The 19,687-nt window shown below is 41.6% G+C and carries 16 protein-coding genes; 9 read left to right on the top strand and 7 right to left on the bottom strand.

Features of this window, described 5'->3' with window-relative positions; genetic code table 11:
- Window positions 1-154: 154 nt before the first annotated feature.
- The 4 genes from AAEY78_RS05245 to AAEY78_RS05230 all read left to right on the top strand — a co-directional run bounded on the left by AAEY78_RS05245 (window position 155) and on the right by AAEY78_RS05230 (window position 5,268).
- Window positions 155-601: an HIT family protein gene (locus AAEY78_RS05245; RefSeq protein ID WP_352337907.1), complete on the top strand. Its 447-nt coding sequence runs from the start codon at window positions 155-157 to the stop codon at window positions 599-601.
- 365 nt (window positions 602-966) lie between these two features.
- A complete protein-coding gene (locus AAEY78_RS05240; protein ID WP_352337905.1) occupies window positions 967-3,012 on the top strand; it encodes a BCCT family transporter in 2,046 nt (681 codons plus the stop codon).
- 222 nt (window positions 3,013-3,234) lie between these two features.
- Window positions 3,235-4,197 carry a tRNA dihydrouridine synthase DusB gene (gene dusB / locus AAEY78_RS05235; protein WP_352338052.1) on the top strand — a complete coding sequence of 321 codons (963 nt, stop codon included), beginning with the start codon at window positions 3,235-3,237 and terminating at the stop codon, window positions 4,195-4,197.
- A gap of 183 nt (window positions 4,198-4,380) precedes the next feature.
- Window positions 4,381-5,268 (top strand): SDR family NAD(P)-dependent oxidoreductase, encoded by an 888-nt coding sequence (locus tag AAEY78_RS05230; RefSeq protein ID WP_352337903.1) that lies wholly within the window; start codon window positions 4,381-4,383, stop codon window positions 5,266-5,268.
- Between the two features lie 52 nt (window positions 5,269-5,320).
- Here the strand turns inward: AAEY78_RS05230 and AAEY78_RS05225 are convergent, their stop codons facing one another.
- From AAEY78_RS05225 to lipB, 4 genes are all read right to left on the bottom strand, one after another.
- Window positions 5,321-5,710 (bottom strand): DUF1622 domain-containing protein, encoded by a 390-nt coding sequence (locus tag AAEY78_RS05225; protein WP_352337902.1) that lies wholly within the window; start codon window positions 5,708-5,710, stop codon window positions 5,321-5,323.
- A gap of 51 nt (window positions 5,711-5,761) precedes the next feature.
- Entirely contained in the window at window positions 5,762-6,226 is a 465-nt protein-coding gene (locus tag AAEY78_RS05220; RefSeq protein WP_352337900.1) for a hypothetical protein, read from the bottom strand.
- A 229-nt stretch (window positions 6,227-6,455) separates the two neighbouring features.
- Entirely contained in the window at window positions 6,456-6,986 is a 531-nt protein-coding gene (locus AAEY78_RS05215) for an inorganic diphosphatase (protein WP_352337899.1), read from the bottom strand.
- Window positions 6,987-7,223: 237 nt separating this feature from the next.
- Window positions 7,224-8,060, bottom strand: a complete 837-nt coding sequence (lipB, locus tag AAEY78_RS05210; RefSeq protein ID WP_352337897.1) for a lipoyl(octanoyl) transferase LipB — start codon at window positions 8,058-8,060, stop codon at window positions 7,224-7,226.
- 455 nt (window positions 8,061-8,515) lie between these two features.
- Between lipB and AAEY78_RS05205 the strand changes: the two genes are divergently transcribed.
- From AAEY78_RS05205 to pncB, 5 genes are all read left to right on the top strand, one after another.
- Window positions 8,516-9,928 (top strand): coniferyl aldehyde dehydrogenase, encoded by a 1,413-nt coding sequence (locus tag AAEY78_RS05205; protein WP_352338050.1) that lies wholly within the window; start codon window positions 8,516-8,518, stop codon window positions 9,926-9,928.
- A 235-nt stretch (window positions 9,929-10,163) separates the two neighbouring features.
- Window positions 10,164-12,125 (top strand): glycine betaine ABC transporter substrate-binding protein, encoded by a 1,962-nt coding sequence (locus tag AAEY78_RS05200; RefSeq protein WP_352337895.1) that lies wholly within the window; start codon window positions 10,164-10,166, stop codon window positions 12,123-12,125.
- Window positions 12,126-12,181: 56 nt separating this feature from the next.
- Entirely contained in the window at window positions 12,182-13,075 is an 894-nt protein-coding gene (locus AAEY78_RS05195; RefSeq protein ID WP_352337893.1) for an ATP-binding cassette domain-containing protein, read from the top strand.
- Window positions 13,076-13,602: 527 nt separating this feature from the next.
- The gene (msrAB, locus tag AAEY78_RS05190) at window positions 13,603-15,402 is read left to right on the top strand and encodes a bifunctional peptide-methionine (S)-S-oxide reductase MsrA/peptide-methionine (R)-S-oxide reductase MsrB (protein WP_352337892.1); all 1,800 of its coding nucleotides are present in this window, start codon (window positions 13,603-13,605) and stop codon (window positions 15,400-15,402) included.
- Between the two features lie 351 nt (window positions 15,403-15,753).
- Window positions 15,754-17,001: a nicotinate phosphoribosyltransferase gene (pncB, locus tag AAEY78_RS05185; RefSeq protein ID WP_352337890.1), complete on the top strand. Its 1,248-nt coding sequence runs from the start codon at window positions 15,754-15,756 to the stop codon at window positions 16,999-17,001.
- Between the two features lie 10 nt (window positions 17,002-17,011).
- Here pncB and xseB read toward each other — a convergent pair whose 3' ends face one another.
- From xseB to AAEY78_RS05170, 3 genes are all read right to left on the bottom strand, one after another.
- Complete coding sequence (gene xseB, locus AAEY78_RS05180) at window positions 17,012-17,266, bottom strand: exodeoxyribonuclease VII small subunit (protein ID WP_352337888.1); 255 nt, start codon at window positions 17,264-17,266, stop codon at window positions 17,012-17,014.
- A gap of 74 nt (window positions 17,267-17,340) precedes the next feature.
- Window positions 17,341-18,924: an exodeoxyribonuclease VII large subunit gene (xseA, locus tag AAEY78_RS05175; RefSeq protein ID WP_502943670.1), complete on the bottom strand. Its 1,584-nt coding sequence runs from the start codon at window positions 18,922-18,924 to the stop codon at window positions 17,341-17,343.
- Window positions 18,925-19,148: 224 nt separating this feature from the next.
- Window positions 19,149-19,508 carry a hypothetical protein gene (locus AAEY78_RS05170; RefSeq protein ID WP_352337886.1) on the bottom strand — a complete coding sequence of 120 codons (360 nt, stop codon included), beginning with the start codon at window positions 19,506-19,508 and terminating at the stop codon, window positions 19,149-19,151.
- Window positions 19,509-19,687 lie beyond the last annotated feature (179 nt).

Genomic DNA, 19,687 nt, shown 5'->3' with positions numbered 1-19,687 from the left:
TTAGCGTGTTTGCTGGATTAATCTTACAGAAGTTTCCGTAAATGACAAAGTAGTAGTGGCTTGTGCTATAGCTATATTTCATTCACTATGGGGCAGGTATAGCAAATAGTAAGACTTACGAATAAATATTTAACGAAAAAATAAGGAAAGAATAATGACCCAAGTAAATGATACTCAGCAAACGATTTATGATAATAATAATATCTTTGCCAAAATGCTAAACGGTGATATTCCTTGCCATAAAGTCTATGAAGATGATAAAACCCTCGCTTTTATGGACATCATGCCGCAAGCAGAAGGGCACGTATTGGTGATTCCGACGCAAAAGGCAGTGGATTTGGGTGATTTAGCGCCAGAATATGCAGCAGCAGTGCTGATGACCGCGCAGAAAATAATGCAAGCACAGCGTCAGGTGTTTGCACGTGAAGGCATTGTACAAATGCAATTAAATGGCGCGCAGGCAGGTCAAACCGTGTTCCATTACCATCTGCATCTGATTCCCTCCAGTATTCAAGAGCTTGGACGTCATGCGGCGATTGAAGTTGATCATGACCAGCTTGCGGCTACAGCAAAGCAGCTGGCAGCAGTCATTAACGCGTAATTTGTATTAAGCAATTTATCCTAAGCACTACTAATCAGTAGCACTACTAATCGGTATTTCTTCAACGATAAAAAAGGCGACTTTCTAGTTGCCTTTTTTATGGATTGTTTTATGGCTTGGTCATAATCATGTAATGAAAATTAAAGTAATGTTACAAAAACGTAGTTATTCTGGGGTTTAAAGCGACTTTATGCTAAAAGTAACGCATTTTTAAGGGTTTAAGCTGAGATTTCATTTTATATTTGCATAAATTTGAACAAAATGTTTATTAAAGTAGTTAAACCATTACGCCCACTTTTTGAGGAGGTCTCTTATCAGGGATCGCTTTCAGGATATCCTTGTTAGATGCTTAAGAGACTGATTTTATGAATAATAAGTTACCGCGCTCTACTATTTTAATGCCCGTATTTATTCCCACAGCGATTGTCATGATATTGCTGGTTATCGGCACTTCAGTCAATCCACAACTGGCTAGTGGACTGTTTGAGCAGGTGCTGAGTTTTACCACGGAGACTTTCGGCTGGTTTTATATGCTGGCAACGGCGCTGTTTTTGATATTTATCGTGGTGCTGGCGTTTTCTTCTTATGGCAATATCAAGCTTGGGCCTGATCATGCCGATGCACAATACAACTTTATTGAATGGTTTGCGATGTTGTTTTCGGCAGGGTATGGCATTGCCTTGCTATTTTATGGCGTCGCAGAGCCGGTACTGCATTTTGCAACGCCACCACTGTCAGAGCCGCAAACCATTGCTGCAGCCAAAGAAGCGATGCAGATTGCTTATTTTCATTGGGGATTTCATATTTGGGCGATTAACGGTGTTGTTGCCTTAACATTGGCTTATTTTGCGTATCGTCAAGGTTTGCCGTTATCGATGCGCTCAACGCTTTATCCTATTATTGGTGACAAAATATATGGTCCCATTGGTCACGCGGTTGATGTGTTCGCCATATTGGGTACTTTATTTGGACTGGCAACCAGTTTGGGTATTTCAGTCTCGCAAATCAATACCGGTTTAAACTATTTGGTTCCTAGTATTCCCGTTAATAATACCGTGCAGGTCATTGCGATTGCTTTGATTACCGGTTTGGCATTGATATCAGTATTGGCAGGTATGGACAAAGGGGTAAAAAGACTGTCTATATTGAATATGATATTGGCTACAGCGTTGATGTTGTTTGTGTTTATGGTTGGACCTTCAGTATTTATCTTAAATGCCTTTATGGAAAATACGGGCAGCTATTTAGGTAATATTGTTGAGCGTACCTTTAGCTTACAGGCTTATCAGCAAGGGGATTGGATTACCAGCTGGACGCTATTTATCTTTGCATGGACGATTTCATGGTCACCGTTCGTTGGCATGTTCATTGCCAAGATTAGCCGTGGTCGTACCATTCGTGAGTTTATTGCAGGTGTTATGCTGGTACCAACCATTTTTACTTTCTTTTGGTTTGCCGTGTTTGGTGATACGGCGCTCAACATGATTATGGTACAAGGCTATAAGTCATTGATTAGCGAAGTACAGAACAATCAAGCCATTGCGTTATTTAAACTACTTGAGAATCTACCGTTTACACAAGTCGTGTCTTCACTGGCAGTCGTGCTTATTATTACCTTTTTTATTACTTCATCTGATTCAGGGTCGCTGGTGATTGACTCATTGGCAGCAGGTGGACGCAGTGATACGCCCGCGTGGCAACGAACGTTTTGGGTCGTGACACTAGGCGTTGTTGCCTCTGTGCTTTTGATTGCAGGAGGGTTACAAGCGCTGCAAACCGCCGCTATTGTCAGCGCCTTGCCGTTTACCATTATTATTTTAATAGCGATGTATGGTATGTGGAAAGCATTACGCATTGAGGGTCATCGTACTCAGAGTTTAGCCAATGACAACCATTTGCCGCCGCATCTGCTCAAGCTCGATGCTTGGCGTGATCGGATTGATTACATCACTGAGCAACCAAGCCGCGAGGATGTTTTAGGTTATATTAAAGGCACGGTTATGTCATCGATGACTGAAGTTGCCGAAAAATTTAAAGAGACTGGTTGGCTGCCTGAAGTGAACTATGATGACAATAATAATCGAGCGGTATTGGAGCTACAACGTGGCGATGATGTGGAATTTTGGTATGAGGTACGCTTAACGCATCGAGATACGCCTGAGTATTATAAGAAAGGCGTGGTGAGTAATACTGTACAAGATCACTCTTACCGCGCCCAAGTTTATTTGCGTCGGGGCGGGCAAACTTATGATTTGTACGGTTATCAGTCTGAATCAGTTATTAACGACATTATCGACCAGTTTGAGAAGTATCTCTACTTTGTAGACGAAGCGCCTAATACCTTGCCATGGCGTATGCAGGAGCATGATGAAGATATTACTTTGGAGCAGGGCAGCGTGTTTGATAAGTAAGTATATTACATAGGAATTTTAATGTTAATAAATCTTATTAGTTGCCTGAGTGATGACGTAATCACTTGCAATATGTGCCTGAACGCTTAGAATAACGGCTTGTTTTTATGATAAATCAAGCCGTTATTTATGCCTAATAATTCTTCTCAGCACACTCATTATATTCCAGCTTCTGCACCAGCAGCCTTGTCAGAAAATACTCATCCATTATTAAAGCCATTAATGATTGGCGGTTTAAAGATTGAAAACCGTCTTATCGTTGCGCCAATGGCAGGGGTGACAGACAATCCTTTTCGCAGGTTATGCAAATCCTTTGGTGCCGGTCATGCCGTCAGTGAGATGATAATCGCTGATACTGCCTTGTATGCCCGCAAAAAGTCTTTATATCGCGCCAATTTTGATAATGAAATTGCGCCCATTTCCGCGCAAATCGCTGGCGCTGAACCAGATAAACTGGCGCAAGCGGCACAATATCAGATTGATAACGGCGCGCAAATTATTGATATTAATATGGGCTGTCCAGTTAAAAAAGTCTGCCGTAAGCTGGCAGGTTCAGCATTATTACAAGATGAAGATTTGGTCGCGCGGCTGTTAGATGCAACGGTTAATGCTGTCAATGCGCCAGTGACACTCAAAACGCGGTTGGGTTATGAAAATGGTCGTGAAAACATTTTGCGTGTGGCAAAGCGAGCCGAGCAAGCTGGTATTGCTGCCATTGCCATTCATGGGCGTACTCGCGAAGATATGTATACGGGCGATGCTCGATACGACTTAATTCGAGAAGTTAAGGAAAGCGTTAACATTCCTGTGATTGCCAATGGTGATATTGATAGCGCCCAAAAAGCCCAACGTATTTATGAGTTGACGGGCTGTGATGCAGTAATGATCGGGCGTGCGGCACAAGGGCAGCCATGGTTATTTCGAGATATCAGACATTTTTTACAAACGGGTGAAACTTTACCAGCGCCAACAGTCAGTGAAATTAAAGACATCGTTTTAGCGCATCTACAAGAGTTATACGGTTTTTATGGCGAATATTCTGGCTGCCGTATCGCCCGTAAGCATATCGCATGGTACACCACAGGCATTCCCAACTCTAACGCCTTTCGCCAAGCCATGTATGGCGAAGAAAGCACCGCTGGTCAATTCCGTGTGGTTGATACTTTTTTAACTGCTCATGAATAAGGCAAATGCATAGACCTACAAATAGTTAATCTGTCCCTGATACGGTTGATATAGCAGGGCTTTTATGATTATCCGTCATTTAACTACGTACCGACCCTACATTTTTGTTATATTGAACCGAGAAGAAATATCGAACAATTGTGCTAAAGTTAATGGACGGACAATAACTAATAAGGGCGTTTTATGGCTAATCCTTCAAGAGCAGCAATTACTAAAGTGGTTAATGGCAAAAATATCCTGATTACAGGAGCTTCAAGCGGCATCGGCGAGCGGACAGCATACTTACTCAGTGAATGTGGCGCTCACGTCATCTTATTGGCACGCACCGAAGAAAAATTAAAAGGCGTTCAAGAAGCCATTGAGGCGAAAGGTGGTAAAGCAAGCTACTATCCTTGTGACCTTACCGATATGGATCATATTGAGAAAGTAACCGCGCAAATCATTGCTGATTTCGACCATATTGATGTATTAGTCAATAATGCTGGTCGCTCGATTCGCCGCTCAGTTCATGAGTCTGTTAACCGCTTTCATGATTTTGAGCGTACCATGGATATCAATTATTTTGGTGCCGTCAAAATTATCCTTGGCTTTTTACCGACCATGATTGCTAGAAAATCCGGACAAATTATTAATATCTCATCTATTGGTGTGCTAGCAAATAGTCCCCGTTTTGCCGCTTATGTGGCCTCAAAATCAGCATTGGACGCGTTTAGCCGTTGTTTGGCTGCTGAGGTAAAAGGCGATAACATTACAGTGACCAATATTTTTATGCCGCTAGTGCGTACACCAATGATTGCACCAACCAAATTGTATCGTTATATGCCAGCGCTCATGCCAGATGAAGCTGCATTGATGGTTGCAAAAGCCATCGTCAAACAACCGAACAGTATTGCCAGTAATATGGGCAAATTTGCATCGGCAAGTTACGCCCTAGTGCCGGCGTTTAACGTCAGTGTGCAGTCTATTGGTTATCGTATTTTCCCGAGCTCAACGGCAGCACAAACCACGGATTCTAAACCAAACTTAGCGCAGCGTGCTTTTGCTAAAATTATTCCTGGTGAATTGCATTAGACGTTTATTAAATTAGTCAATCAAGAACGGTTTTTCTTAACATAAAAACCGTTTAAGAATCGTTAATAGGGGTCGCGGGTGTTTCTTGCTTAGTAAGGTTATTTTTATTTTGCCAAGGAAAGCGACCTTCTAACTCTACTTGTAATGACAAACTTAAAAAGGTGCGAATAAGAACGATAAAGCCCAATACCATCACACTACGCAGAGTGGGAGTGGTGACCACCGTTGCCATAATATCAGCGGCAATCAGTACCTCAAGTCCTAACAAAATAGACTTACCAACTGCTTGTCTAATCTCAAGATAGGTCTGATGAGTGAAATTATGAATGGATTTAATGGCTAAGTAGACGGCAAATAGTAGCCCTGCCACCATAATGAGCACGCCAAGAAATTCAATAGTTTTAGCAATAATATCAATATAATGCGCTAAATATTCTATCAAAATATTTATCCTTAATATTGGTCATGATAACGAATTTCAGCTAGCTATAGTTTAGCCAAATACCCGCCGCAATATCCAAAATAGTCCTGCCATAACAATAATAATCACGAAAATTCGCTTCACCCAATAAGGAATAAGCGGTTTGTTGTATCCCAATTCGTTAAGCTTGCTATCAAGTCCACGTTGTAAGCTTTTAAAGCTTTGCTGGTCTGGGGTTGATTTTACGCGGTCTTTGATTAAGACGGGTATCTCTTCGCGAGCCTGTTCTCCATCAAACGTTAGCGCTTCTGTGGGAATGCCTTGCTTATTGGCAATGGCGTTAAGTTTTTGTTGCTGCTTAGCCTTAAATTCGGTTTCATAGACGTCGATACGTTCTTTAGCGGCATCCATACTAATACTTTCTTCTGCCACTAAGGTGTTGATAGCCATCACGATATTGCCTTTTTCAATCATCATGATGACCGTTTTTGACAATTTAATATTGACAGGCTTTGAGCTGGGATCAGAGTTAAACATGGCTATCCTTAATGATAATTCTTATTTTTAGAAGGGCTTGTTTTTTGAGGGTTAGTTTGGTGGTAGTAAACGCAATAAGCGCGTTATAACCATTATAATAAAGTTAGTATAGCAACTTTGTATCCGTGTTCTGTAGGCAGATAGTCATAAATGACAGCCAAAAAAATACCGCAATCGTCATGAATGCGGCATTTTTTATTAAACTAGGTATTATTAAAAATAATAAAAACTATTTATCTTTCCAGCGTTGGATAGATTCTTTAATCACTTCTTTAGCCTCGTTTACATCGCCCCATGATTCAACCACAGTCGTGCCTGCTTTTTTCAAGTCTTTATAGTGGCTAAAGTGGAACTGTAATTGGTTGATAAGCTGTTTTGGCAAGTCTTCTAGGCTATTGTAAGCATTGCCGGTATCACGATCGTCAGCAGGTACGACAACGATTTTGTCATCGATTTCGCCATCATCAACGAATTTCATGACGCCGATTACTTTTGCTTTTAAGAAGATACCCGTTGGCAAAGGCTGTTCTGTGATGATTAGCGCATCAAGCTCATCGCCATCTTCATCAAGGGTTTGTGGAATAAAACCATAGTTGCAAGGCTTAGCAAAAATCTGTGGGTCAATACGGTCAAGCTCAAATACGGCCAACTCGCGATTCCATTCGATTTTATGGCTGCTACCGGCTGGGATTTCAACAACCACGTTAATAATGCCGCCATCAACATCGCCTGCGTCTAGAATTTTATTAAAATCTGCCATAAAGTGCTCCAATGTAATTTTGTTATGAATACTTCAACGATAAAGGGAATATGTTGGCGCGCTAGGATAATTGCGGCGCCTAATTTGTGCCGAGTGCGAGTATAGCAAGTTTAAATGTTTTTTTCTCGCAATCCTTAAGTCTAAGCGCGCACGATATTATGCACAATTAGACAAACGATTGTAGGTGACAATTTAATTGTCAGTCAGCTTTCAGGCAAATTTCAACTTAAACTACGGCTATGATTTTGGTGCAATAGCACGTAGCTCAATTAATCCAGCATGACGTTGGGCGATATTATCAATGAGTTTTTGCGTCACTTGCTCATAATTTAAGGCATCAGCAAGCTGGGTGTCCATTGCTGAAAAGTCGGACAATCGTAGCATTTGCATACCAGCATAGCCACACGGGTTGATGGCATTAAAGGCGGCTAAATCACAATCGACATTAAGCGCGATGCCATGATAGCTAAAACCGTGCTTAATCTTAAAACCGAGTGAGGCAATTTTACCAATCATGATGGCGTTATCATTTAGCTCGTTATTGCTTTTATTAGTATCGTTTTTATCAATGTCGTTATTGGAAATAGTGTCAGCGTGATTGGCATATAAATAAACACCGGGCGCATCACGGCGTGCATGGGCGCTGATATTGGTCGTAGTGGCTAAAGGATGATTTTTTAAGCAGTCATTGACTACATCTTCAATGGCTTGCTCAGCATGAGAGACTAGATGCCGCACACTCCAGCCCAAGCTATGCAAATCAAACAGCCAATAAATAACCAGTTGCCCATGTCCATGCCAAGTGACTTGCCCACCGCGATCGGTCTTAATAATCGGCGTCGTGGTATGCTGCAAGATATGCTCTTCTTTGCCTGCTTGCCCAAGCGTATAGACGTCATTATGATCGACAATCCATAGCTCGTCAGGCGTGCGCAATCCTTGCTCTTTTTTAAGGGCAATGCGCTTAAGCGTGCGCTGTAGCATGGCATCATGAGTTGGATTATAATCGGCAGCTATTAGCGATTTGCTTAGAAGGGTGTCGCTTATCAGCGTATCATTACTATGAAGTGTCATGAGGAAGGTGTCTTCTTATTGTGTAGAAAGTAGGATGTAGAAATAGAAAGATGATGGTGCAGGCGATTTAAAATTATTAAACTTAAAGTTTCATGATGAAAAAAAGCTGACAATGAATAAGTGTAGCAGTTTTTAATAGCAGTATTCAGAAACGTCATGGAGTTAACGTGCCCAAAAAAATGGCTAAAATTTTTGACAGTACTGTCTATTTTGTCACTTACTTAACGTTTTACACACCGATTGGTCTATTAAACGCGCTTTTCATTTATGAATCAATAGGCTACATTGACAGATAAAGCAGAGATATAGTTCTGATCGAATCTAGTACAGCATGATAACGAACCCTGATACTAAAAATAATATGACTCATGATAGGTAGCCCGCAGATGGATAATCAACAACACGACAACCAGCAAAGCAATCATAATGCATCAGCAGCGATGAATGTTACTGATATGGCAATAACAATAGTGACGGATAAGGCGCAACTACACGCGCAATTTTTACGTTTGCAAACGTTAAGCCGTACCAAGCCTATTTTAGAATGGAGAGTTCGTGAGACCCAGCTTGATAATTTAGAGGCGATGCTGAGTGACAATCAAGACGCGTTTGCAAAAGCCATTAGCGCGGACTTCGGGCACCGCAGTGTGTCAGAGACGCAGTTTGCCGAATTATTCCCGAGCTTTACGGGTATTACTCATGCCAAAAAGCATGGTAAAGCGTGGATGAAAACCCGCCGTGCGTCTATCTCCGCGCTTTATTTACCTGCTCATAATGAAATTCAGCCGCAGCCCTTAGGTGTGGTGGGCATTATGGTACCGTGGAACTATCCATTATATTTAGCGATTGGACCGATGATTGATGCGTTAACCGCAGGCAATCGGGTGATGATTAAGATGAGCGAGGCAGCACCGCAATTTGCGCAGGCTTTTGCTAAAGCTATCGCTCATTATTTTTCAGCAGATATGGTTTGCGTGGTACTTGGTGAGGTTGATATGGCAGAAGCCTTTAGCAAGCTGCCTTTTGATCACCTGCTTTATACTGGCTCAACCGAGGTTGGCAAAAAAGTAATGGCAGCAGCGGCGCCCAACTTAACGCCTGTGACCCTTGAGCTGGGTGGCAAGTCGCCGGTAATTGTTTTAGAGGACGCCCATTTAGAAAGTGCGGTCAATCGGATTATGATGGGCAAGACTTTAAATGCTGGACAAACTTGTATTGCGCCGGATTACGTCCTTATTCCGCGTCAGCACCATCCGCGTTTTATTACCTTAGCGAAAGCGTGGCTACAACAGCATTATCCTAATATTGCCAATAATCCAGACTATAGCCATATTATTAATAATCAGCAATTTGAGCGCGTGCAAGGTTATCTAGAGGAGTTGCCAGCAGACAGTATCTATCCGCTGACTGATATTGCTGCCAATGCTGAGACGCGATTGCTCACCCCAGTAATTGTTACTGAGCCTGATGCCGATAGCAAACTCATGCAGAATGAAATTTTTGCCCCGATTTTACCGCTGATCCACTATGAGGTAGTTGATGATGCCATTGAGTTTGTCAATGAGCGTCCGCGTCCGTTGGCGTTATATGTGTTTGGTAATAATGACCAGCAGATAGAACAAGTGCTGGCACGGACGGTATCGGGTGGCGTCTGTATCAATGAAGTCATCGTCCATGTGGCGCAGCATGATTTGCCTTTTGGCGGGGTTGGGCATTCAGGCATGGGTGCGTATCACGGTAAAGCTGGCTTTGAGCGTTTAAGCCATCTTAAACCTGTGTTTGTGCAATCTAAGCTGAATGGTATGAATTTGCTACTACCACCTTATGGTGACTTATTTAAAAAGGGCATGGCATTGTTGTTAAAATAATTGAACTATTAAAATAGCAGATTAGCTAGGTATCACTTTTCATCTAAACAGCTTATTCAAATAGCGCTTATGATAATAGGCGCTATTTTTTATGAGTAAACTTTTGTTATTAGAACTATAAATTACTATATTTCTTAGTAAGGTTAAACGATAGTTAAGATGATTGTGTATTTGCCGTTTTATTTCACATTATTGTTACTGTTTTTTATTAAAATAACGATAAATAGGATATGTCATGCGCCAATGGATTGCGTTAAGTTTACTGCTATTAAGTTCGTGGTTACTGCCGGTATCTGCATCGGCAGCGTGTGATACGCCGATTAAATTTGGCGCATTGACTTGGGAGAGTGGTCAATTTACCACTGGCGTGCTCAAATATATTGCTGAAAATGGCTATGATTGTCAGATTGAAGAAGTGCCAGGCGCAGGTCCAGCGCTTGAAACCGCGCTATCACAAAACGATATTCAAGTCATTGGCGAGCAGTGGGTAGGGCGTTCGCCTATTATGGAGCAAGCCATCAAAGATAAGAAGGTGGCGGTGATTGGTGATACGCTCAAAGGTGGCGCAACCCAAGGCTGGTATGTGCCCAAATATGTGATAGAAGACAATCCTGGGTTACGTCGTTATCAAGATTTGCCAAAATATGCGCATCTATTTAAAGATCCTGAAGATCCAAAAAAATCACGTTTTATGAATTGTCCTTCTGGCTGGGCGTGTGAGGTGTTTAACACGCGCTTGCTGAAGAATACGGGTCTTGGTAATACCTTTAATAATGTCCATCCTGGTACAGGCGCGGCTTTAGATGCTGAGATTGCATCGGCATTTGAGCAGCGAAAGCCGTTATTGTTTTACTATTGGCAGCCGACAGGTTTGATTGCCAAATATGACTTTGCACCGTTGGCATTTCCTGCGCATGATGATGCGTGCTGGCAAGACTTGTTACGAGCAGATGGTACGGCTGATTGTGTTTCTGGTTTTCCGGTATCGCCATTAGGTATAGCCGTATCAACGCCATTTATAACCACCAATCCAGAAGTCTCTGAGTTTTTCAAGAAAGTGCAGTTTACACCTAATGAGCTCAATGGTGCTATTTTGGCAATGAGTGAAAGTAAGCGTAGTGGCGATGAACAGGCATTAGAATTTCTACGTGACAACCCAACAGTCTGGCAAGCATGGATATCTGACACCGCAGCCAATAATCTTGCGACTGCTTTAGGAATTAACTTAAAAGCGGATAGCGCAGATAATACTAATAGTATTGCTCCTTTAAATACCTCAGCATCAAAATCACGAACTGATACTATATTAGGATTATCATCGAGCTTTCCTTCGTGGTCGCTTGAAACGCCACTGAATAATTCTCTCGCAAGTCTTGTCAAAAATTATGGTGATATCTTTCGTAGTATCAGCCATCTGGCTTTAACGTATTTATTATTGCCTCTTGAGCGCCTACTAACGATTATTCCACCGTGGTTAATCATTGCGCTGGTGACAATATTGGCATGGTTTGGCGTACGCAAGATATGGTTTGCGCTGGCGTGCGGAGTCGGGTTGTTTTTAATTGGTGCTTTTGGGTTGTGGGGCGCATTGATTGATACGTTGGCGTTATTAATCGTATCTGTATTAATCACCGTAGTTATCGGAATTCCTATTGGTATTGCCATGTCGGCAAGTAAAGTACTGCGCAAAATTATTACGCCCATACTTGATGTGATGCAGACCATGCCAAGCTTTGTGTATTTAATACCGGTACTGATGCTATTCGGTATTGGTAAAGTGCCAGCCTTATTTGCTACCGTCATTTATGCTTTGCCACCATTGATTCGACTAACCACTTTAGGTATTACCCAAGTTAATCATGAAATGGTGGAAGCAGGGCGCTCATTTGGTAGCACTCATTGGCAATTATTAATTTGGATTAAACTGCCGCAAGCATTACCCAGTATTATGGCAGGTATCAATCAGGCGGTGATGATGTCGCTGGCAATGGTGGTGCTCGCGTCTATGATCGGCGCACCGGGACTTGGTGAAGATGTTTTACAATCTATTCAAACGCTCAATATTGGTCAAGGGTTACAAGCAGGCGCAGCGATTGTCATTGTAGCGATTATCATCGACCGTATTACTCAAGCATTTGGTCAAGGTCGCCGCGCTCGACAACAGACGATTAAAGCGAGTAGAGAACATATTTGTTGATTTGATAACTTAATAAAACAATGACCGCAGAAATTAATAAAAAAACGAGAATAATAATGAATCATATTCGGCTAGAAAATATCAGTAAAATTTATAATGCGACCAATGCGCAAGCACAGTCCGCGCTGACACTACTGGCTGAAGGTATGAATAGCATTGAGGTAAAAGAAAAAACAGGCTATTCGGTAGGACTCTATGATATTAATCTGACTATTAAAGCTGGTGAGTTACATTGTATTATGGGGCTGTCAGGTTCAGGAAAATCCACATTAATACGTCATATTAATCGTCTTATTGATCCGACCAGTGGCAAAATTTGGGTCGATACTGCCATTAATGCCCAAACCGACATTATAGAAAATGATGCTATAGCAGACAGCGCTTGTCAGTCTGCGCCTTCAACCGTTATTAATATTTTAGATTTGGATGATAAAGGTCTACAGCAGTATCGACAACAAAACGTCAGCATGGTATTTCAGCATTTTGGCTTAACGCCACATATGACCGTGCTACAAAACGTTGCCTACGGTCTGCGTGTGCGTAAAATGAGCGTAAAAGAGTGTCATGATATTGCACGGCACTGGCTCAATGAGGTGGGGCTGCCAAATTTAGAAAATAGCTATCCTGATGAATTATCTGGTGGTATGCAGCAGCGTGTCGGGCTGGCACGTGCATTAGCCACTGATAATCCTATTTTGCTGATGGATGAAGCATTTTCTGCCCTTGATCCTTTAATTCGTGCGCAATTACAAGACCAGCTGCTAGAATTGCAAGCACGGTTGAATAAAACAATTGTATTTATTACTCATGATATTGATGAAGCGGTCAAAGTGGGTCAACGTATTAGTATTTTAAATGGCGGACGTTTGGTACAGACGGGTACGTCCAGCGAATTACGAAATAACCCAGTTGATGATTATGTTGCGCAATTTATGCAAGCAAGAAAGTAAATATCAAACCATTATTTCTTAAAAAATAGTCTATAAAATGATATCAAGATATAGTAATAAATATCAAATAGCCTAAGTAATTATAACGTCTTAAATATTTTAAAAGCTATTCTCCATTTCTACCCCTCCTTTCTAAACAATCTGTTTTCGTTAGACGATTCCTAAGCAAAAATTCAATTAGCTTATCATTTAAAATGTATAAGCCACTATTTTTATCTACAGTCTTACGCGGCTGTAAAATAAATGTATCTGCTTGTATTTTACTGTTAATTTAAACTAAATTATAAATGTATACTATTAAAATTATCTAATTGTAATTATTATTTAACCCTCGTATCATTTACATATAACCAAATTACTCATCTAAATTTTCGCTTCTATTTATTATTTATATTGTATGAGATAAGGTATATTTTTCTAAAATAATCTCATTATATTTAATCCTTTTTCATGCGTATAAAAAATTTCAGAGAAATAATAGCTGCTACCTCATAAATAGTCGTAAGGCTTCATAACAAGGATATATCATGTCATATAAAAATTCTCAAAATGACGCTAATGACAACGACTCAACGCCAGAATCACAGCGTCAACCATCGCGTTGGTTAAAAAACATCAGCGCAGTTGGGGTCACCAGTGTGTTAAGTGCCGGGCTATTACTAGCTTGTGGGCAAATGAGCGGTGCCGAAAATAACGCCAAGAGTAGCGCCAAATCAGGCAGTAAAAATAGTGGTATCACAAGCTCACGTGACATGCTGCCATCCGATATGCTTAAGCAAATGCAAGCCTTACCGCAGTTAACCAAAGGGCTGGGTAAAAATGGGGCAGCTGTTATTGACCCTAATAAGCCGACGCTAGTGAAATTTTGGGCGAGCTGGTGTCCGTTATGTTTGGGTACATTGGAGGAAACTGAAAGCTGGCGCACTGATCCTAAATTTGCAGGCTTAAACGTCGTTACTGTCGCAAGTCCAGGGCATCTGAATGAAAAAGCGTCAGGCGAGTTTGAAAAATGGTATGCAGGAGTGCAGTCTGATTATCCAAGGTTACCGGTATTGGTTGACGTATCAGGCGAGCTAATCAATAAGCTTGGTGTGCAAGTGTATCCAAGTTGGGCAATACTTGATAAAAAAGGCAATCTGGTGCATCTGGTTAAAGGCAATATGACCGAACAGCAAGCCTATGCGTTGGCGGAGAATGCCGGTAACGATTTTGCTGAGCTAAAAGCGGGAAGTGCCAAGCCTGACGCAACATCGGCAGCAGATAATAGCAAAATTGAGTCTATTAACAAAAAAGGTGAGGTTTATTACAACGCCCAAGGTAAGCCGATTAATACTCGTACGATTTACTTAGCAGGTGGCTGTTTTTGGGGCGTTGAAGCCTATATGGAACGGGTCGATGGCGTTATCGATGCAGTATCTGGCTATGCTAATGGTGCTGCTAATAAGCCAAATCCAAGCTATGAGCAGGTTATTGCTGGCTCTGGACATGCAGAAGCGGTCAAAGTAACTTATGATGCCGATAAGACTGATTTGGATACCATCTTAAAATACTACTTCCGCGTGATTGACCCAACCAGCCTCAATAAACAAGGCAACGATCGCGGCGTACAATACCGCTCTGGCGTTTATTATACGGATAGCAAAGATAAAGCCGTTATTGATGCTGCCGTAAAAGAGGTTCAAAGCAAATACCAACAAAAAGTCGTGGTTGAAAATAAGTCATTAGATAATTTCTACCTCGCTGAAATGTATCATCAAGATTATTTAGCTAAAAATCCAAATGGTTATTGTCATGTGGATTTAAGTCTGGCTGATGATAAACCAGAAGGCGTAGCGCGTACCAAGCTTGCACCGGTAACCACGGTTGCTGAAACTTTATCCGCTAAGCGTTACGCGGGTTTTGATAAAAATGCGCTCAAAAACACTTTGACCAAAGAGCAGTATAATATTACTCAAGATGCTGGTACAGAGCGCGCCTTTAGTCACGAATATGATGAGCTCTTTGCGCCCGGTATTTATGTTGATGTTGCAAGTGGTGAGCCGTTATTTTTATCAACGGATAAATACGCCTCAGGTTGCGGTTGGCCAAGCTTTACCAAACCGATTGATATGCAAGTGATTACCCAACATAAAGATATGGCATTTAATATGGTGCGCACTGAGATTCGTTCACGGGTTGCCGATTCGCACTTGGGTCATGTATTCCCCGATGGTCCTAAGGATCGCGGCGGTTTGCGCTACTGTATCAATGGCGGGGCGTTACAGTTTATCCCTGTCAGTGCGATGCCACAATCCGGCTATGCGCCATTAGTCAAGCTGGTTAAATAAGTCCCTGTTATTATGAATACATTAGCTTATTTTTCCATCAAATGATTTAATGTATTCACTCTTATTTAACAATAAAAAAGGCGCTAGAATTAATTTTTAGCGTCTTTTTCGTGGTTCAATTCTTGAAATTAACCGATAAATTGGTATTAAAACGATGCTAAAAACGTAGTAGTTTTGCTGTTAATACCGGTCAATTATGCAAAAAATAATAAACTTCGTTATACTCAGACCTCTATTTATCGACTACTATCATTGCTCCGTCATAAATATGTGCTACTCAAGATTGACTTACAGCGCAACTTTACGGATTGAATGATGCTCACTTTTTATTTTCGCGTTTAAGGCTGTAACATGACCGTTACCCATATTCCTACTAGCGTTGCCCCCATTATCACATCATTACTTGATAACGATTTGTATAAATTCACCATGTTACAAGCGATGCTCCATCAATTTCCGCAGACGCATGGCGTTTATCGGTTTCGCTGTCGCAATAATCAAGATGCGGCTTATCCATTAGCTGATATTAAAGACGCTTTAGAGCAGCAATTGGACAGCTTATGTGAATTGCGCTTCTTGCAAGATGAACTCGATTACTTACGTAGTCTGCGTTTTATGCGTTCAGATTTCGTTGATTATCTTGAATTATTTAAGCTAAAACGTCGTTTTATTACCGTGAGTACGGACGAGAAAGGTCGGTTATTTGTCGACATCGAAGGACCAATGATTCAGGCAATGTTCTTTGAAATCTTTGTTTTAGCGATTGTAAATGAGTTGTATTTTAATGCCTTATCGAATCCTACTGTCATTGCAGAAGGTCAGCGCAGACTTGATGAAAAGGTAGCCTTATTACATGACTACGCTGAGCAACAAGCTTCTCAGCAACAGATAGTGGATAAGCCGCCATTTATAGTGGCTGATTTTGGGACGCGCAGGCGTTTTAGCAAGGCGTGGCAGGCGCATGTGGTAGAAACACTGCATAAAGCGGTGCCAAAAATAGTGAGCGGTACATCCAATGTGTATTTAGCGAAAAAACTTAATATGACGCCTATTGGCACCATGGCACATGAGTTTATGCAGGCATTTCAGGCGTTAGATGTGCGTTTGCGTGATTCACAAAAAGCGGCGTTAGAATCTTGGGTACATGAGTATCGCGGTGACTTGGGTATTGCATTGACCGATGTGGTGGGCATGGATGCGTTTTTACGCGATTTTGATTTATATTTTGCCAAGTTATTTGATGGATTGCGTCATGACAGTGGCGACCCCTATATTTGGGGTGATAAAGCCGTTGCGCATTATCAAAAATTAAAAATAGACCCCAAAACTAAATTGCTTACCTTTAGTGATGGTTTGGATTTGCAAAAAGCGTGGGCGTTGCATCAGTATTTTAATGACCGTATCAAAACCAGTTTTGGTATTGGCACCAATTTGACCAACGATATGGGCTTAACACCATTAAATATTGTCTTAAAATTGGTAGAATGTAATGGGCAACCGGTAGCTAAATTGTCTGATAGCCCCGGTAAAACCATGATTAATAATGACACCTATTTGGCTTATTTACGTCAAGTATTTGAAGTAGATGCACCGGAATAATAAGCTTTTCTTAAAGGTTACGGTCAGTAGATTCTTTATCGGCAAAGGCAGCATCTAGCGCTTGCTGAATGGCATTAATACGAGTTTCGCACACACGATAAGCGGCAATAGACTCTTCAACTGTGGTCATTAAATTATCAATATCCGGCTCATCTTGCTGCTGAAGTTCCGCAGCATTGGTTTTTAAAATATCGTACGCTGCCTTAAAGGTTTTTGGGGCGGCTTTTTTGCGTTTGCGTGTTGGGGCGTTGGTAGAAGTAGTCATAAAAAATCCTAAGGCTTTGATATGTTATTAAAAGGAAAGGTTTAGCATAATAATAATCAGATAATAATGTGTGCTTAATTTGGTGAATAATCAGTCGTTATAGTTGCGATATTGTCATTTTCAACATAGCTAATATGAGCGGTTGCTTGACCATCTTTTAATATAATTTTGATGGTTTGGTCAGGAGAAAGCTGCTCACTACTAGTTAGCCTTTGGTTGGTTTTCCCATCTCTAATGAATGCATAACCTTGTTTGAGCACGCGCGCTGGCTGATGCAAAACGATAACATCGCGTAAATACTGGGTATCTCGCTGTGCTTGCATTACTTGTTGTTGGGCGCTTTTTATAATGGTGTGTTGATAGTCTTGGCTGTTATTGCGCGCGCTATTAATCTGTTGATAAGCAGCTGATTGTGTTTGTTCAAGAGACTCTTTTGCCACTCGTGCGGCTTGACCGATTTGACGTTGGGCACTTTGCTCAATACTACGCCATGCAAAGTGGCTGTCTTTTTGTAGGGCAGTCAGCTGACCAATGGTCTGCGACTGGATGCGATTAAGCTGCCGTGTGCTTTGCTCAGTAGCCGCTTGTAATTGACGATTGGCAGCTTGCTGTATTTGGCTCTGATAATTTAACACTTGCGTGACTAATTGCGCTAAATGAGTGCTGATAGCCGCAATTACTTTCGATGGGGTATCAAAGCTGCTATGCGCTACTTCATCCAAAATCACTTTATCGCGCTCATGCCCAATGCCAACCCACACCGGCACCGACTGTTCGGCAACCAACGCGGCAAGCTCATAATCATTCAAGTATGCCAAATCCCCAACCGCGCCGCCACCACGAATAATCACTAGTAAATCTGGTAAACGCTGATAAGTCGCATAAAAATCCTGCTGTGCACTGACAATGGCTTGGCGTATCTCCATAGGCGCATGATTACCCTGAAAGGTCGCATGATGATAATGAAAATGACAAGCGCCAGTTTTTGCTAGCCTATCGGCATCCGCTTGAAAATCGCCCAAGCCCGCTGCCTTTTCAGGGGCAATGACCAGCACATGCTCTATATCAAACGGGCTAGGTAATTGCTGATTCAGATGTAATAGCCCTTCACCGGTCAGGCGATCAACCATTTCAGCGTACTGGCGGGCGAGGTCACCTAATGTATAACTGGGATCAATATCTTCGATGGTCAGCGAAAAACCATACTGCGCATGAAAGCCTGCCGATACTTTTAATAATACCGTCAAGTCGCGGTCAAGTGCCATGCCGGTTGCGCGCTCAAATTTTGCCAAGACGCGCGTGGCTTTAAAGCGCCACAGGTTGCCACGGCAGCTTGCGACAACCTTACCGTCATCGTCTTTTTCCGCCAACTCAAAGTAATAATGCCCGCCTTTACTTGAGAGGTTACGAATTTCAGCCTTTACCCATACTCTATGGTCAAAGGTTTGTTTGATCACCATATCAACAGCGGCTAAATAATCACTCAGGCGCAGCACTGTATCTTCAAGGTTTTCTGCCAGACTGTCCTCAATTTCAGCAAGCTCAGCTTCAAGGGTCGCCAAATCTTTGGCAGGCATTAGTACTTTATCCTTCCCTTTATCCTTTTCTGATTTTTTAGCATTCAGGTGAGCGACATTGGCAAGATTGGGTTTGCGCATAATAATAGACCAAGAGGATAGCTAGCGTGGAAAAAAGAAAGCGATAAGAAGGGTAGCTTAGCGTAAAATCCACCTGATAAACAACTTGTTCCCATTATTCATAACAAAAAAGCCAATAAATATGCGATAAGAAAAATATCTTAATCGCATATTTATTGGCTAGCAGTTACTTATTAAAAGCAGGTTTTCGATTTGTAAAAACTTTAAATATGTATCAAAGCCGATTACTGGCAACGGAAATTAATTGTATATTCATAGTCATCATTGCGTGAGGTATCTGTTGGCGTTTTGCCAAATATACCGCCAATTTGTCCAATCACTCGACCCGTACGTTCACCTAAAATACCATTATATTTGGTTGTATCATTTACCACTATCACTTGGCGAGAGCCGCACGTCTTTTTAGCGCTGTCTAAGGCATTTTGTTGCGCTTTGATTTTAGTGGAGCTTACACCTGTGGTCTCATAAGTGGAGTTGGCACGTTGAATAACAGGCGAGGTGGTAGAGGTTGATTGACAAGCGCTCAAGGTCAGCGCTGCGGCTAATGCGGCAGTGAAAGTCACAGTTTTATTAAAGGTCATCATAATATAATCCTATCAATAACAGAGAAAAAAAACAGAAAAGCAAAATAAGGCAAAAGTCTGGAGCTATACTTGGTGAATTTAACCTATTTCTAACCTTACCGTCTAGATGGTTAATGTGTAGGGTGTTACCGCCATGTTGCCTGCTAGCAAATCATCATATTTATACGAATAAACTGCCT

It is taken from the genome of Psychrobacter sp. 16-MNA-CIBAN-0192 (assembly GCF_040309565.1).
Classification (GTDB): Bacteria; Pseudomonadota; Gammaproteobacteria; order Pseudomonadales; family Moraxellaceae; genus Psychrobacter.
Note: the sequence above shows the minus strand (reverse complement) of the source record. Positions and strands in the feature narration are given on the sequence as shown.